The sequence below is a fragment of the Phormidium sp. FACHB-592 genome, assembly GCF_014695795.1.
Taxonomy (GTDB): Bacteria; Cyanobacteriota; Cyanobacteriia; order Leptolyngbyales; family Leptolyngbyaceae; genus Stenomitos.
Window position 1 is genome coordinate 106,100 of the sequence record NZ_JACJOZ010000106.1, and the last position, 16,951, is coordinate 123,050.

Annotated in this window: 13 protein-coding genes; 6 read left to right on the forward strand and 7 right to left on the reverse strand. The window is 49.4% G+C overall.

Annotation, left to right across the window (positions count from 1 at the left end; all coding sequences use genetic code 11):
- Positions 1–98: 98 nt before the first annotated feature.
- Positions 99–1,088, reverse strand: a complete 990-nt coding sequence (locus H6F86_RS29985; protein ID WP_190455366.1) for a hypothetical protein — start codon at positions 1,086–1,088, stop codon at positions 99–101.
- Between the two features lie 189 nt (positions 1,089–1,277).
- Between H6F86_RS29985 and H6F86_RS29990 the strand changes: the two genes are divergently transcribed.
- Entirely contained in the window at positions 1,278–1,553 is a 276-nt protein-coding gene (locus H6F86_RS29990; protein ID WP_190454883.1) for a hypothetical protein, read from the forward strand.
- A 573-nt stretch (positions 1,554–2,126) separates the two neighbouring features.
- On the opposite strand, the gene H6F86_RS29995 is transcribed toward H6F86_RS29990, so the two are convergent.
- From H6F86_RS29995 to H6F86_RS30015, 4 genes are all read right to left on the reverse strand, one after another.
- Entirely contained in the window at positions 2,127–2,678 is a 552-nt protein-coding gene (locus tag H6F86_RS29995) for an RDD family protein (RefSeq protein ID WP_190454885.1), read from the reverse strand.
- 307 nt (positions 2,679–2,985) lie between these two features.
- Positions 2,986–4,488: a GTP-binding protein gene (locus tag H6F86_RS30005; RefSeq protein WP_242033766.1), complete on the reverse strand. Its 1,503-nt coding sequence runs from the start codon at positions 4,486–4,488 to the stop codon at positions 2,986–2,988.
- A complete protein-coding gene (locus H6F86_RS30010) occupies positions 4,460–6,127 on the reverse strand; it encodes a DUF697 domain-containing protein (RefSeq protein WP_242033767.1) in 1,668 nt (555 codons plus the stop codon). Before H6F86_RS30010 ends, H6F86_RS30005 begins: the two co-directional genes overlap by 29 nt.
- Positions 6,128–6,375: 248 nt before the next feature.
- Entirely contained in the window at positions 6,376–7,302 is a 927-nt protein-coding gene (locus tag H6F86_RS30015) for an alpha/beta fold hydrolase (RefSeq protein WP_190454893.1), read from the reverse strand.
- A gap of 493 nt (positions 7,303–7,795) precedes the next feature.
- On the opposite strand from H6F86_RS30015, the gene H6F86_RS30020 reads away from it, so the two are divergent.
- Entirely contained in the window at positions 7,796–8,077 is a 282-nt protein-coding gene (locus H6F86_RS30020) for a hypothetical protein (protein ID WP_190454896.1), read from the forward strand.
- A gap of 196 nt (positions 8,078–8,273) precedes the next feature.
- Here H6F86_RS30020 and xseA read toward each other — a convergent pair whose 3' ends face one another.
- A complete protein-coding gene (gene xseA, locus H6F86_RS30025; RefSeq protein WP_190454899.1) occupies positions 8,274–9,521 on the reverse strand; it encodes an exodeoxyribonuclease VII large subunit in 1,248 nt (415 codons plus the stop codon).
- Between the two features lie 485 nt (positions 9,522–10,006).
- Here xseA and recA point away from each other — a divergent pair, with 485 nt between their 5' ends.
- Positions 10,007–11,083 carry a recombinase RecA gene (recA, locus tag H6F86_RS30030; RefSeq protein ID WP_190454902.1) on the forward strand — a complete coding sequence of 359 codons (1,077 nt, stop codon included), beginning with the start codon at positions 10,007–10,009 and terminating at the stop codon, positions 11,081–11,083.
- Between the two features lie 18 nt (positions 11,084–11,101).
- Here recA and H6F86_RS30035 read toward each other — a convergent pair whose 3' ends face one another.
- Positions 11,102–11,914: an FHA domain-containing protein gene (locus tag H6F86_RS30035; protein WP_190454906.1), complete on the reverse strand. Its 813-nt coding sequence runs from the start codon at positions 11,912–11,914 to the stop codon at positions 11,102–11,104.
- Between the two features lie 91 nt (positions 11,915–12,005).
- Between H6F86_RS30035 and H6F86_RS30040 the strand changes: the two genes are divergently transcribed.
- From H6F86_RS30040 to H6F86_RS30050, 3 genes are all read left to right on the forward strand, one after another.
- Positions 12,006–12,251 carry a hypothetical protein gene (locus H6F86_RS30040; RefSeq protein WP_190454909.1) on the forward strand — a complete coding sequence of 82 codons (246 nt, stop codon included), beginning with the start codon at positions 12,006–12,008 and terminating at the stop codon, positions 12,249–12,251.
- Positions 12,252–12,832: 581 nt separating this feature from the next.
- Positions 12,833–13,429 (forward strand): hypothetical protein, encoded by a 597-nt coding sequence (locus H6F86_RS31815; RefSeq protein ID WP_199305587.1) that lies wholly within the window; start codon positions 12,833–12,835, stop codon positions 13,427–13,429.
- Between the two features lie 810 nt (positions 13,430–14,239).
- Positions 14,240–16,855 (forward strand): ATP-binding protein, encoded by a 2,616-nt coding sequence (locus H6F86_RS30050; RefSeq protein ID WP_190454912.1) that lies wholly within the window; start codon positions 14,240–14,242, stop codon positions 16,853–16,855.
- The last annotated feature ends 96 nt before the right edge of the window (positions 16,856–16,951 follow it).

Sequence of the window (16,951 nt, forward strand, 5' to 3'; positions counted from 1 at the left end):
AGGCGGACTTTAGGCGGGGCAACCGCTCCCAATTTCGGAACAGCGGTTGCCCGTATCGGTCTGGTGTCAGACGTGTCTTAGTCGGACGTAACAGTAGCTCAAGGCATAGCAGCTTCTGTATCCGTCAACATCTGCAAGCGAATCGTACGATCGCCGCCTCCTGTGAGGGCAGTTTCGATGATGTCACCAGATAACGGAGAAAGGCAACTCAAGAGCGATCGCAAATGAGGCGTACTGGCACCGCTATCGAGATAGAGCCGTTCTGACAAGGCATTGAGGCGTTTCCAGGTGAGGTAGAGTTTTGTCACTGTCTGCTCAAGCTGGGCTGCATGGTTGACTAGATCGGCAGCGGAACTAAGGCAACCCAAACGGAGTGCTTCTTCGAGCGCCAATTCTAGATCTAGTGATGGGTTATTGAGCGCCTGCACGTTCGTCGCCGCTTCGAGATAGCGCCACAGGTAACGGGCTTCGGAGGTGGCTTGCTTCAGCGTATCTACATCGGGCGTTTCGGCAACCGCGTCGCGAATGGAGATTTGATGACTCTCTGGCAGCTTCTGCATTTCCTTCACTAGCGGAGCCAGGTATTTTGCCGGAATCGTGTGATCAGCCGCTTTCTGCTTGACTTCAGTGGGCAGGAGATCGGATGTCATAGCAGTCCAGTCATCCGAAAGCTGGCGGACTTCGCGACGAGTGATGCGATCGCCCCGATGCGCTGCATCGCTGACCATTTGCTGCACTTCGGGAGCTGACTGCGCCGTTTCGACAAAGGCACGTTTGCTAAACTGGTTGACATCCTCTGGCTCTAGATAGCCGCCATCCAGCAGCGTATCGGCGCTGTTTGCCAACTCAATCATTGAGTACGCCTGACTTTTGCTGATTTCTCGGTCTTTCAGCCAGTTAAGAAACCCTGTGCCACGTCCATCGCCATGTCGCTTTTCGCGATCGCGCACTGCCCGCAAGATGCGTCCGCGCCAGATGTTGGTTTGTAGGTCGAAGCGATCACATACTTGCCATGCCTGCTCTACTTGTTCCTGAAAATCCAGTTCGGGGATTAGCTCATCTTCTGGGTCAGGCAGCCGAAAGTGCATATCGACATTCGGTTCAAAGGCTCTAGAAACGCTATGGATAGCGTCTAAACTTGGGGGTGCTTGTACCATTAGCGTGCTCGGACAACAGTCGCATCATTATGGCACGCCTTGAGAGAGGCTGAAAGAGGGGACAGGGAAGTTTTTGGTTATAGTTATTGGAATATTTCGTTCATAAGTGGGAGGTGGCTTATGAATCAGAAACTAGTGGAGTCTTTAGTACAAATCATTCTTTCGCTCTCTGATGAAGAACGGCGACTGCTGGAAAGTAAAGTTCAGAAAACTTCGATTTCACCACAGATTGCAGATTTGGAAAGTCGATTGAAAGGTTTTGAAGCAAAATATCAGATGCCGTCGGAGAATTTTCACCAGCGGTTTAAATCTGGCGAACTCAGTGATTCGACAGATTTTTTTGAGTGGAATACTTACTACGAAATGAGAAATGCTGCTCAGGCTAAGGTTTCCTGAAACAGATAGATCTAGATCAATATATTGTTTCTGTGAAAGCTAAACTGAACGGCAGCGCAATCATTACAATGATCGAGATTGCTCATGAGTGAGCTAATTTCCCCCATCATGTTCAAATCGGCTTAGAGGCCAATGTTGCCTCTGGTCAATCCCGCAATATTATCGAGTTCATAAGCTTCATAGAATCAGAGTTAGGCTAGAGCCTGCGATCGCTGCCTTCAAGAGATTCATAAGCATGGTGCGTTCCCAGAAATCTATTGATGGGGGCAATAGAGGATGTATCAGGGAGCGCACCCTACAGCGATGGCGATCGCACTGAAAGTCTATAAAACTGGTGCGTTCTCAAAAATTTATTAACAGAGTAGTGAGAAGTTGTAGTGGGGAACGCACCTTACCAGAGCGGCAATCACACTCACACATTTGGCGATCGTTCAATTTTTGTGTGGCTGAAAGTACAGCACTTCCGCTTTATTAAGTACAACATCATAAGGTAGCTTGTAAAAATAGCTTGATCAATTCTGGTGCAAGAACTGCTACAGAGTAGTCGTTACAGACTTTTCTCTGAGTAATTTATTATTGCAAGACTCCTAAAGAAGAGATATCAGCAATTATTCGTACTGCTATAGGTACTAAAAATAAAAGGAAAAGCAGAACTATAAGAATTGTTCTTAGAAGACTAATAATCTGATGTGAAACAGAAAAACCACCATCCCGATCCCATGAAGTTATTCCCTCATTAGTAAGACAATTGTATGAATTTAACAAAGTGAACAGGGATATAAAAGGAACTCCAAGACCAAGGCCCTTTATCCAAACTGAAAAAGAACGGCTTAGTGCCTGTAAATAGTTAAGTTTTGTTTCATTCTGCCGCCGCAATCGAATTTTGAAGAGTGCCTTACCAGGGGTTGTTCCCCAAGAACAAAGCATGGTTGGTTCTACAAATACATAAACAAATATCAGAAGGATATCTAAAGCAGGAATGTTTAAAGCTGATGGGTAAATAAGTTCTAAAACGATCCCCACCAAAAAAGAGAAAAGAAAAAAGTCAAAGCTGCGTGCTGCCCATCGAAGCCAAGGTCGAGTTTGAGAGCCAGAAGGTTTATAGCTTGTAGATCTAGCTGTCATACGAAAAACCTTTTATAGTTTGTACCTTGCTAGGAAGCAAGAACATACATATAACATCGATCTGCTCCAACAGTGTGGCAGCGTTTATCAATTAGTCGTGAAGCTATTATATGAGAGCGGCTTCGCTTGATTGAAGGGTTGCGCTTGCGAGTGAAGGATGTTGACTTTGCTCAACAGCAAATCGTAGTCAGAGACGGTAAAGGTAGCAAGAGCCGTATGACGATGCTGCCATCAAGTGTCGCAGCAGAACAGTCTAAAGCCTGAAAGCTAAAAGCGAAACTGCTGCTTAATGTTTATGCTTCAGCGGTTACAAACCTGGCAAGCCAAGCTGCTGGCTCAATTCCTGCCGTAAGCGGTAGATAATGGTGTTGGGTTCTAGCTGATTGATAATGTCCTGAATGACGGTATTTGATCCTTGCGGTCCCCAGCTACAGCCTTGCTCTAGATAGACCTGCACGGCGCGACCGACAGCATAGGCTCCATAACCTGCAATGCCACCCTGGACGATCGCTGTCCCTGCATACGCCGAAAAACTGGTGGAGGTTTCGATCCCGGCGGCAGCAGCGGCAGCACTTTTACCCAGCCCTAGCAAGAGACCGCTGCCCAATTCAGATACGAGAAGGCTACCAGAGCTTAGAAAGATGGTTTGCCAAAGCTTACGGGCTTCGTGGCGGGTGACGGGTAAGCCGTAGAGTTCCGACAGGGCGCGAATCATGGCGAGATCAGATACGGCTCCACCAACGAGATCGACGACTGCGATCGGGTTGATGCCCACTGCGATCGCCTTGTAACGGGCAAACTTCCAGATCAGCGCCTCAGCGTCGGTATTGCGAACATCGAGAATTTTGCTTGCCAGTGCTGCCTCTGCGTCCCGTGCTTGAAACAACGCATTTAGCGCTAGCAGCGTCCGTCCTTCCTGCCGCAGAATTGCCAGAATTTTGTGCTTCAGGCGATCAATTTCTACAGGTGGAGCTTCCCACTCGTAGGTGATGCGACCATCTGGCGACTCAACCCGAATTTGTAGCGGAGCCGGATCAGCCGCTACCAAAACGATTTCATTTGCCGACAGCAAGCTCTGAAGTTTCATGCCACCAACGTGCTTGGCGGCAAGCTGCTGTAGGTTTTGGTAGATTGCCTGTCGCGTTTGGTCAGGGTAGAGATCGACTTTGTTAAACACTAGCAACAGCGGCTTTTGTGCCTGACGCAAATCACAGAGCGCCTGATACTCAGTGCGCGTAATATCACCAGCAACGACAAACAGAATCAAGTCTGCCTGCCGTGCGATGTCCTGCGCCATTTTTGCCCGCGCCTGCCCGTCGATTTCATCCAGCCCTGGCGTGTCGATCAGTTCAACCGTAAGGCTCTTTGTATCAGAGGCTAGTGCCATCGTGCCAACGGTTGTTGCGGCGCTCTCCACAGTGCCTCCTGGCGACCAATAAATCGATTGCGGTGCCTGAGTTACGCCGTTGAGCGGTCCAGTTGGCAGCAGCTTTTGACCCAGCAGCGCATTCAGCACTGCCGATTTGCCGCGACTGACCAAACCAAAGACAGCAACGCGAACCACCTGGCTTTCCAGCTTATTTAGCGTCACGGTCAGTTGCTCCAGGTCGCTACGAAGCATTTCGCGATCGGTGCCGCTGGGCGATCGATTTTTGTCCGCACGAAAGAACGCATTGTAGCGAGTCAATGCCTGCCGTAAACTGCTACGGGCACGGTTGAGATACGATTCTTGCGGGTCCACGGCTGACCCCGATCGCGGGGTCTGGTCAGTTGGAGGCAATTCAGTTTGAGGCGATAGAGGTTGGGTCAAGGCTGGAAACCGAAAGACGAACGCTAGATCTATTCTCATCCAGCATACTAACTTCTTGGCGTTCACCCAGCGCTTCACTTAAAGCAACCGCCGTCTTTAGGGGCAGACGTAAGGGTTCTGCTGGCGCTGTTGGGGTAGAGAGCGGCGGCAATGCCGTAAGCGGAGTCTGCTGGGATGCTGCTGGCGAAACAACTCGCTCCATTGCCTGCCAGACGAAGTTTTGCAGAAACGTCAACTGCTGATTTTTTTGGAAGACCGATTGCACAATTTGACTAAAGCGCTCGATCGCCAAGGGGCTAGCCTCCGTAAGCGTGAGATTTGGCTCCTGAGCATCGAAATATTCAATCAGGCTCAAGCCAACAATCCGGGTCAAGTAGGCGGCGCTTACACCTTGAATGCAGCCACCAGCAACGTAGGTGAGGGCATTGACTTTTAGCAGGCTAGCGATAGCCTGAGTCGAAAGCTCTACCAGACCCAGTTTCAGGATCAGGCTACCCAGCGTTGTTGCCATTTTCTGCGCTTGCTGGAGCGAAAACTTCTGGCGATACAACGTGCCTAAATCAAGAATCATCTGAGCATTAATTGCAGCCGTAGCCAGCACATCCAGCGTCGGAATTGGGCTAGCAAACGCCGCGCCTGCTGCCACCCACTGAAACTGTTCCACCACAGGCAACGCACGGGTACGACGGACATCACTCAACACCGTTTTTGCCTGGGTTTTAAGAGTGACAGCATGATTGAGAGAGCTTGCTAGCACCAGTTGCTGGCTTTCTTGTGCCAAAATCTGCTCTAGCCGCTGTGTCAGATCAGTTAAAGCAGGCGGCTGTGCTTCTAGCCACTCCTTCACTGCTCCATCGGGCTGATGCTGCCGCACTTTAATGGGGGTAGGTGCAGTAGCGATCGTGACCACATCCCCAGCAGAGAGTACTGCCCCCATGTGCAGGCGGAGTTGCTCCAGGACTATTTGGCGATCGGTGGGCAGGTATTGATCCAGCTTGTTAAAGACCAGCACCGTGCGCTTGTTAGCAGCCAAGCGTTTCACAACTTGCAGTTCCGACTCGGTAAGGTCGCCTGTGATCACAAACAACACTAAATCTGCCGCGATCGCCGCTTGCAGTGCCAAAAGGTCAGCAGTTAAGCCGATCGTTGTAGTCGCATCAAAACCAGGCACCTCATTAAAATGCAGTGTTTGCGGCACCTCGTCACCCCAGGCTGACTGCAACAACTGGCAGAGAGTGGTCTTGCCTGTGCCCTTTGCGCCCATCACAGCAATGCGAAGCTCCTCCCGATTCAGATCATTAGTCAGTTGAGCAACCTGGGACTGTAACCGCAATACACGAGGCTGTGCTGCCGCGCAACTAACTTTCTCGGCTGGATCATCAATCTCTGCTTTAAGGCGAGTAATCACCTGCTTGACCTCTGCCAGCGTTCGCTTCATGGTTGCAGAATCAACCATCAGCGGTGCTTGAGGGGTTGTTCGCTTCTGCTCTGACCGTTTGTTCAACCACTGCACACCAGCTGCGCCCAACAGCGCAAACACCGCATAAAGACCCCATTCGCCTGCAAGGTGATGGAGAATGTCTAACCCTCCAGCGCTCAGTGCTAGCAGGCTACCGCCAACAAGAAGGGGACGTTGCATGAATAGGCGTTGCAGGTTCACAGTCATAGCCAAAGATGTAGAGGTGCGGTCATCCAGAGCGGGCTACCGTTTGCACATAAACCTACAGATGACACCAGATTTACGACCTGGCACGCATCTCACACGTTAAATTGACGGTCCCTCTCTCATTCTATCGGGCATTTGATCGGGTCAGAACGATCGCTGTGAAATCAGGGCTGCAAAATAAAGAGTGCCTGCCAGCAACGGCTCCTTGAGCAAACGTAAGTTTAAAGCACCGATCGCCTCGCAATCCAGTCCTGCAAAATTGGGTTCACCAATGCTGGCGCTTCATCTTGAGGACAATGACCCACCCCTTCTAGCGGTATGAACTGCTCCACTTGAGGATAGTCGGCAAACGCTTTACCCAGCGCGATTGGCTCCCAAGGGTCAGCGTCGCCCCACAAGATAATCGCAGGGCAGGGCAGTTTCTCCAGCAAATCTTCTGGCAGCGGTCCTTGGGAGTAGCCTGTAAACGCGATAAACACTGCCGCTGCACCCACATCACTTGCAGGAGACATCAGCAGATCCACCAGTTCATCCGTCACCATATTGGCATTGCGATACGCCTTCAGCAAAATTTTTCGTACTGTTGCAGGCTTGGCAAGCTGGTTAAAAAACGTCTGACCCAGCCATTTATTCTTGAGCACACGCTGAAGGATTGGTGTGCCCATACGCTTAAACCAGGGTTGCGTTGCCCGACGACGATCGTGCAGCAGGCGCAGTGAACAATTCAATAAGGCAATCGATCGCCCAATTTCTGGATGGTCTACCACTGCTTGCATCACGGCGATACAGCCAACTGAATTGCCGACCAAAAAAGCAGGCTCTCCAACAACTTCCTTACAAAAGTCTGCAAGCTGCTGTCCCCACGTTTCGAAGGTGTACTCCACCTGTTCACCCGGTTTGAGTACACCTGGAGTCGGTTTTGCAGAACCACCAAAGCCAATGAGGTCGATCGCGAACACCCGACAGCTCTCTGCTAGCACAGGTATATTTTTGCGCCAGTGACCGAGCGATGCCCCAAAGCCATGTACCAGCACAACGGCGGCTCCCTGTGTACCTTGAGCCTGATAGGTGATGGGAAAGCCTTGCCACATCCAGGTTTGAGTCGCAGTTGGAGAATTTGTCGGCGGAAGCGATGAGGAGACGGTCATAGGATGAAGAGGGACGATGTTGCCTACCCTTATTCTGACAAACTTTGCTTTACAAAATTTGACATTTTTAGGAGTAACTCAAGGTTTTGAGAGCAACTTAATTTCTATATAGACCTGAAGGACTGGGAGCGTTGCTAAACAATGTGCCTAAGTTGTTTGAATTGCTCACCCCTATCTTTTAGGAGATGAAGCGATTGGTTTCCATTTTTACCCTGAGAGTAGAACTCATGCACTCCTCATTTGATCATTGTTGGTTATGAAGACGCTATATATCTGGCTTGCTGTTTTACTCAGCTTGGTCAGCTACTGGGCTTTAGTTAACTTCCTTTTCTAAATACGCACACGTCTTACTAAAAACGTCTGTTTAGAAAGCGTACTGTTTGCGATCGCCCAAGTGCGTTCGTGTACGAGCGCTGCCCAATAGCGCTGCTTTTTTTATGGATAAGCAATGCTTCGTCTGTGGTGTCTTTACTCGCATTAGAAGGTTAAATAAATGGCAACTGATACAACGTCTGACGATCAAGGCATTCCGGATGATATTGCTCAAAATGCCGGAGCTAGAACAACCGCTGTTAATCATGATCCGTCAATTTCACTCAAAGAAGGCGAGAACGCAGCAGCAGGAGAAGGTCCAAATGCCTCGGGCGGTCCAGCCCCTAGCACAGCAGAAGAGCATGTTCCTGGTACCTCTAGCTCAGAGGCTACTGACCTTCCTACGGCAAATGTGCCTAACCCTGAAGCCTTAGAGGCTGATATAGCAGAGGAACGCTCTTAAAGCGCAGGCACTCCTGGAAAGCACAAATCTCTTCTTGCCGTTGCTGGCAGATTTGCTTAAGGGTTCTTTTGAGCGTGTAATACCAATTCAAAAAATGCTGGCTATACATTCCCGCGCTTGATCCTCCTTTATTGCTCTTGATAGAAGTCGCAGGCATGGGGATTTTGCTTTGTAGCGTGTCAAAAGGGAATTAGTATTACTCGTTTTCTGGCGATTGTGGTAGAACGGCTGTCACCTGAACCGTGACTTGACCCTGACCTAGCTGAAGGTCGAGAGTTTGTCCGGGTGCCACTGCCTGAGCCGTACGGACGATCGTGCCATTTGCTCGTACTACTGCATAACCACGTTTGAGGACGGCTGCTGGGTCGAGCGTGGCTAGTTTTTGTCGGAGCGATTGACAGTGCTGGTTTGCCTGTTGGATTTGCAGCGCACTACCTTGCATCAAGCGTTTACGCATCCAATCAAGTCGTTGTTGCTCTTGCTGAAGCTTGCGATCGAGCCGCAGTTTGGACAGGCGATCGCCGAGTCGTTGCTGTTGCCGTTGTGCCGCTTGCAAGCGATCGATAATGGTACCTCTAAGCGCTACTACGCGCTCCTGATGTGCCGCCCGAAGGTCGGCTAGCTGGGGCACAGCTTGCTCTGCGGCAGCAGTTGGTGTGTGGGCGCAAACATCGGCTGCTAGATCTGCTAATGTCTCATCGCGCTGATGCCCAATTCCAGCAATGACAGGTATGGGGCACTCGGCAATCGCCCTAACTACACGCTCATCATTGAAGCACGCCATATCTTCGATCGCACCGCCGCCACGTGATAGAATTAGTACATCTGCTCTACCGTCTCGTCCAACGTGTCGAATGGCATTGCCGATCGAGACTGGAGCCTGATCACCTTGCACTAACGCTGGAGCAAACAACACGTGCAAACCCGGATACCGCCGCCGCAACGTCCGCTGAATATCGCCCCATGCTGCTGCCTGCGGTGATGTAACAACTGCGATCGTTTGGGGATGTACTGGCAACGGGCGTTTGCGCGCTGGATCAAAGAGACCCTCTGCTTCCAGCCGCGATCGTAATTGGCGGTAGCGCAATGCTCGCAGACCTTCGCCTGCTGGTAAAGCCTGCCAGACAATGAGTTGATACTGCCCCCGTTGAGGATGCACATGGATTCGCCCTAGCACAATGAGTTGCTCTCCTTGCGCAGGCAGTGTCGTTAGTCGCTCTAGTTGACTGTTCCAAACCACACAACTGATGGCGGCTTTGGCATCAGGATCTTGCAGGGTAAAGAACAACCCACTGCGATAGCGGGTGGCGCTAGAGACTTCCCCTGTCACCCAAACTTGTTGGAGGTGGTTGTCTTGCTCCAGCAATGCCTGGATATAAGCAGTGATTCCTTCTACCGACAGCGCTGTATCTGGTATCAATAAGTTAGGGAGATAGGAGGTCATTGTATGTAATTTGGAGGCTTGCTAATGGCATTAATACAGTTCTACCAGCGTTTTCTTGGCATGGCAGCTTGAGCAACGGCAGCAAGATCGTTAAGGAGTTGTGAAACGATCCTACTTACCATTCATCTCTTTTAGACTAGCCAAACTTGATGCCTTGCGATAGTACACTTGCCCTCTACTAATCGCCGTCTGTAAGCAGTTCACGGCTGACCAGTTAGCATAGAATGCCTCTAATCCCCGATCGCGTCCTAAACTATAGACTCTGCATCAGTCATGTTTTTTCAACTAATGGCTCGACTGACAGCTAGCCTAACCAAGCTGTCATAGCAATGCTTGCTGGCATCGGTCATCCTGAAGGACAAAAAGCCTTTCCCTCTACAGTTGGGTATGTAGAATTGCAATTGCTAACTGCCATAGGGTTCGTTGTCTAAAGGCTTTGATCTCTCTCCCTCTCTCCGCTTTACTAAATCCGCACTGAGGCGCTCATGGCTACTAAAACTGATAACTCCGACAAGAACAAAGCCTTAAACCTCGTCCTAACTCAGATTGAGCGTAACTTTGGCAAAGGCAGCATTATGCGTTTGGGTGATGCGACCCGAATGCGAGTCGAAACGATTTCTACCGGAGCGCTAACGCTGGATCTTGCCCTCGGTGGCGGTCTTCCTAAAGGTCGGGTAATTGAAATTTATGGTCCCGAAAGTTCAAGCAAAACGACGCTAGCGCTTCATGCCCTTGCAGAAGTTCAGAAATCAGGCGGGATCGCTGCCTTTGTGGATGCTGAACACGCTCTTGACCCGGTATATGCTAAAGCACTTGGGGTTGATATCGACAATCTACTCATCTCTCAGCCTGATACAGGTGAGGCAGCGCTCGAAATTGTTGATCAGTTGGTGCGATCGTCTGCGATCGAAATCATTGTCATTGACTCCGTTGCAGCGTTAGTGCCCCGCGCTGAAATTGAAGGTGAAATGGGTGATTCTCACGTTGGTTTGCAAGCGCGTCTAATGAGCCAAGCCCTGCGAAAAATTGCGGGCAACATGGGTAAATCGGGCTGCACAGTCATCTTCATCAACCAATTGCGGCAAAAAATTGGTGTTACATATGGTAGCCCCGAAACCACGACTGGTGGTCAAGCACTCAAGTTCTATGCCTCCGTCCGTTTGGATACCCGCCGGATTCAAACCCTTAAAAAAGGGACAGACGAATTTGGCATTCGGGTTAAGGTGAAGGTTGCCAAAAACAAAGTTGCGCCGCCCTTCCGCATTGCTGAATTTGATGTAATTTTTGGTAAAGGCATCTCTACGATCGGCTGTCTCGTTGACCTTGCTGAAGAAACAGGCGTGCTGGTTCGTAAAGGAGCTTGGTACAGCTATGGCGGCGAGAATATCAGCCAGGGTCGCGATAACGCTATCAAATATATGGAGGAAAAGCCTGAGGTTGCCCAAAAAGTTGAGGAAGAAGTGCGCCACAAGCTAGAAATTGGTGCCGTTGTCTCGGCAAACTCGGTCGCCCCGGCTGAGGTGGGCGACGAAGATAATGAACTGCTCGACGACGATGAATAAAGGTAGTCAGTGAGGCGCTTAGTTGCGGCTATCTGGTGTAGGGCGGCGCATAAATCTGTCTAAAATGTCCGCCTGCTCGGTCATGCTAATAGGGTAAGGTAGTGGCTCTGGCGGCAGAGCCTTACCGGAACCTGGCGATCTTAGGAAAATAGATGTCTCTTTTGCATCAGCAGTTAGTGGTTTTTCCCAGTCAGCGGAGGGATAGGGCAACCCAGACTCTGTAACCGTTGAATCATTCATGCTGCTATGGTACGTGTGCCGAGCGTCATTCACCTGATTGATCAGATTATCTGGCAGTGCCTCCGCTGTTTTGGGTTTGTGGCAGATAAAGAACGTAAATGCAAGACTGCCCAGACGAATTTGATCGCCATCTTTGAGCAAGACGCAGTGCTGCACAGGTTCACCATTAACAAAGGTACCGTTTGTACTTTTGAAGTCAATCAGGTAAAAGCCTTGATCTGCAATATGTTGAATTGCAGCGTGACGACGAGACAGGCGCTTATCTTGGATTGATAGTGCCATTTTGCGATCGCGACCGATCACCCAAATGCTTTGAGGTTGCAGCACCGATTGCGTCTTGCCATTAAGTAAGTTTGTAACAATGCGAACCTGTTGGTCCTGTACAAAGCCCTGCACATACTGCAAGGCGGTGTGCTTACGTGACTTTGTGCCAGTATTTTCTAAATCCAGGATTTCATCCAACAGGCTGCGATGATGCTCATAAAGCTTCAAAAAGACGCGGTATAGCCCCAAGCGCTGCTCCAGCTCGGCATTGCCAGAGGCATTCAGCACTTGTGAAGAGTATTCAGCCAATGATTGTGAATCGAGCATAGCTAACCCCAAATGTAGGCAGTGTGAGACCGAAGCACTTTTCTCTCACAATTTAAGACGGGCGCTTGAACGTGCAGCACTAGACAGATGGATGAGCATTATTAGTAAAGCGTCTGTCTCGACTGAGAGCATTGCTTGCCTCCATATCTTCTTTCATCCTAGTGTCCAAAGCGGTTTGATGACCGTTGAAGGGCAAGCATTGTTGGCAGACACTTTGGTTGTAGATACTCTATGCAAGAGTTGTTATCAGCGTTCTGTCGGTAAAGGCAAACTCTGGCTAGCGCTGCCAGAAACTAACCCCCGTTTCTACCTTAGAGTGCCCATCTTGAAGACATAACCGCATGATCACTGGATTACTGCCATACTTTTCTACTGCTCTACGTGCATACTATGTTGCTCCTACCTCTTAAGTATGAAAAGTGCTCCTACCTCTTAAGCATGAAAAGTGCAAAAGCTTAGTAAGATTTAAGCTATTAATTGCGTTTGAAAAGTCCTCTTTTATGGCTCAGGCAGCAGATCTTAGCTTTGATGCTACAGTGCTATGAGATGTAGTGCATACAATTGATAACCGCTATATTTAATAAAGTGATGATGGTTTCTATCAGCATTTGAACGATCTTAGATTGACTGTAGTAGTGGTTGTTAAAGTCATGATTACAGAGTAGTAAGGTTGGCGTTTGCTTCGGTACGAAACTGTCATACTTAGAGGTCTGGTGCATTGGCGAAGTTTGCTGGATGAGTACGTTAGCTTTCACTGGGTGTGAAGGCTCAAATGCTTGGTTTGTTACGTGAAATCAGCGCATCTACTGAAAATTACGTTGCTTTCTGTAATTGCTCTTGTCGTACGTTCGGTCTTTGGGCTATGGGACGCGAGCGCCTTTTAGTGGTCGCAACGGCAGAGTTTTTTTGGTGCTTACCATGTTGTTTACTTCACCAGAGGACGATAGAGCTTTTGTGCCTATTGAACTTTCTCAAGAGCCGCCTGGCTTAACCGCAGGCTATCAAAGTAGCTTGGAGCGTGATCCAGCATCACCCATGGCTGCAACGGCAACGATAGCCTCAAAGCTCTTAGCGGGCGATCGCTATGAGATGCCAGTCAGTGGATCAGTTGTGCGGCCTTCGTCCTTAGTGCAGTCACCCCACCGTCAAAGTGCCTCACTAAAAAATACGAGCCTGCCAGAAACTGATCTAGATGGACTCTACGCCTTGCGGCAGGTCGCAAAACGGCAGACAGTAAGGCGACCACAACCGAATAAGTGGAGCAGGGTTGCCTTACCCACCTCGCCTGATAACCTGAAGGATAGTGAGTCGTTAGATAGCTATGCGGCACCGCTGTCACCCCTTAGAGAGCGAGACATTTTAGCGCTAGCTGCACTGTTTCAGCGAGATGATATGTATGCGATCGAAGCTGATGTGAAACACAAGCTACTGTCGCTCTTGCCAGAACCCTGTTGGGACGATGATACCTTCGCTTTTTTAGATAGCAGTTTTTCGTCAAGGGTTGAAGACAGTTAGGCAGTCTACGCCAAGCAGAGAGAAGTGTTAGGCCGTCAGCCGTTCATTGCGTCGGCTTGCTGAAAGCACTAGGAGTGCTCGAGCGTTAAAAATTTGCTCAACTGTTTCGTGATCTCTAGTCAACTTTTAATCTTTTTTTGACGTTTCGCAAGAAAGTGATGAATGGAGGTGCATGGTGATGCCACGCCTTGAGTGCGAGGCTATGCATCTTCATCAAAAGGGTAAGCGCAACGGTCTATAAACTCACCGTTGTGTCACTTGCGATCGCCCATTTATCACTCACTAGTTGTCTTATGCTTCAACGGTTTACATTCAGCTTTAACCAGGTCGATCGTCGTTCCAGAGCCCGATAACCTAAAGCGTTCGCTCCTGTAGCGATCCTATCTGGATCGTGAGCAAGAATTCCACTGGAGTTCTTGCTCACAAAGCCTCTCAATCTCACAAATGATTTAGGACTGCTATGAACTTATGACAATTTTTAGCTCCTATGTCCAGACAGCAGCTTCAGGCATATGAAGTTGAGCGATTCCTGCTCTACCTGACAAGCAAAGGTCTAGTTGTCTACCAATAGATAGACCTTTACAGATGGCTATATATAAGGTTTTTAACACGATAGTTATGGTTAACATTGAGTGATAAGGAAAGCTCTGTTATCGCTCCATTAAGAGATTCAAAGTTGCAGTAGATACGTATTTCTACTGCAATACTTTCTTTTATTTAGTCTTTATGAAGCGTAAAGCTGACTTATGGGCTTGAAAGTAAAAATAATTACAGAATAAGTAAGAGACTGGGCTCCTAAATTTAAGACTGATGATAAGCATTAATCGAAATACCCTGAGTTATAGTGCAACGGCGTTCATTGTTGCCCTCCTACTCCTGCTGGTCTTTCCGGGATGGTGGAATGCCCTTTTAGCAGTCAACGGGTTTATTCCTCATGGGCATTGCTATTTGTGGAAGCCAGGGCTGGTCTGGCTCCATGTCCTTTCAGATTCGTTTATTGCTCTTGCCTATGTTGCTATTTCGGCAACCCTGGCTTACCTGGTTTACAAGACTCGCCGAGAGATTCCCTTTCACTGGATGTTTTTGGCGTTTGGTTCCTTCATTATTGCTTGTGCCAGTACCCACTTCATGGATGTATGGACGTTATGGCATCCGACTTACTGGCTTTCGGGAGTGTTAAAGGTAATTACGGCGATCGCCTCTGTCACTACAGCCTTTATCCTTCCCTTTCTCGTTCCCCAAGCGTTAGCTCTGGTCGAGTCTGCCAAGCTTTCAGAAGAACGGCGATCGCATCTGGAAGCGGCTAACCATAAGCTAGAGGCAATGAACGAGCAACTTAAGGAGGTTGACCAACTCAAGACGCAGTTTTTCGCCAATGTTAGTCACGAACTCCGAACGCCGCTTGCCCTAATTCTGGGACCTATTGAGAAACTGCTCAAACATGGAGCACTGAGCCAGGAGCACCAGCATGATTTAAAGATTGTCGATCGTAATGCTCGCCTATTACTCAAGCAAGTCAATGATCTCCTTGATGTCTCTAAGTTGGGGGCAGGTAAGATGGCACTCCACTCTACGCAAATTGACCTGGCTCAACTGGTGCGCCTTACTGCTGCGAACTTTGATGGCTTGGCACAAGAAAAGAACATTGCCTTGACTATTGATGCACCAGAATCTTTGCCTGCTGAAATTGATGCAGCAAAAGTACAGCGAATTCTACTTAATTTGATTTCCAATGCGTTCAAATTTACCCCCAACGGTGGCATCATTTCTTGCACGCTGGAAAGCAATCAAGCTGAGATGAATGCTGCCAACGGTGGTTCCACCAATTTGCCAGTCCAGGTCGATCGAGCCATCCTTTCTGTTCGCGATAGCGGTCCGGGTGTTGCGGTTGCTCTACGGGAAACGATCTTTGAGCGGTTTAGCCAGGGGGAAGGCGGCACAACCCGTCGCTTTGGTGGCACTGGTTTAGGCTTGGCGATTGCAAAAGAATTCGCCGAGCTACAAGGCGGCACCATTGGTATAAGTGATGCACCCGAAGGCGGCGCACAATTCACTGTTGAGTTACCTTTGCTAACCCCGTCTGGCAGCAGCATTACTGCTTCAACCACTGAGCTGAATCAGGGTGAAGAGATCGCAAACCAATTAGTCGAAGAACTCCGGACGGTTGCGCCAATCGACTCCAAGCTTCAGGCACCAGCAGTCGGCAAACCGTTAGTGCTGGTAGTGGAAGACAGTCTAGAAATGAATCAGTTCATCACCTCAACGTTGGCACCTGAGTATTGCACTGCTACTGCTGTCAATGGACAAGAGGGCTTGGAGCAGGCGATCGCGCTCAAGCCTGATTTGATCCTGAGTGATGTGATGATGCCTTATCTCAGCGGTGCTCAGCTTGTGCAACAGATTCGGACTTACCCAGAGCTAGATACAACTCCAGTCGTAATGCTCACTGCCAAAGCTGATGATGAACTGCGGGTGCAACTGTTACGTCAGGGTGCTCAAGACTACCTGATGAAACCCTTTTCGGTTGAGGAGTTACAGGCGCGAGTTGGTAATTTAATCGCAGTGAAGCGAGTGCGTGACTTGTTGCAACAAGAGCTTGCCAGCCAGAGCCACAGTTTAGAAGCGTTGGTGGAAGAGGTGAGCTTGCGGCGACGAGAGCTACAAGTTGCCCTGAATGCGCTTCAACATCAGGCTGAGGAACTGGAGCAAGCCAACCGTTTGAAGGACGAGTTTTTAGCGATCGTCTCTCATGAACTTCGTACGCCCTTAAACTCTATCCTGGGCTGGGCGGAAGCATTGCGGACTCACCAGTTCGATGAAACCATTACTGCCCGTGCGTTAGAAACGATCGAGCGCAATGCCCGCTTGCAGACTCAACTAATTGAGAATCTGCTCGATATCTCCCGTCTGCTGCGTGGAAAGCTGCTGCTGCAAAAGCACCCCATTCCTCTACGCGCAGTGGTTGCAGCGGCGATTCAAACGGTGCAACCAAGTGCTACAGCTAAGTCAATCCGCTTAGATGCTTACTTAGATGAGACGGTAGGGCAAGTCTCTGGTGACGGCGATCGTCTGCGACAGTTAATAGAAAACCTGCTCTCGAATGCGATCAAATTCACTCCACAAGGTGGGCAGGTTGAGATCCGGTTGGCGCAGCAGAACAATGAGGCGGTGATTAAAGTTAGCGACACGGGACAAGGAATTCGGCCAGATGCTCTCCCCTACATCTTCGACTACTTCCGCCAGGCGGATAGTTCAACCACGCGCCAACATGGAGGTTTGGGCTTAGGGCTAGCGATTGTACGGCAGCTGGTCGAGTTACATAATGGTGATATTCAGGTAGAGAGTCAGGGCGAAGGACAGGGCGCTACCTTTACAGTTGTTCTGCCATTAACCACAACCACAGCCCCACCTGTCTATTTGCGTTAACGGATATTGGTCAGTTGTCTGTAAAGTCCTTGTCTGCAAAGTCGTTGACTTCAACCAATGGCGACAAGTGGGATCTATCGTGCCACCCAAAACTAA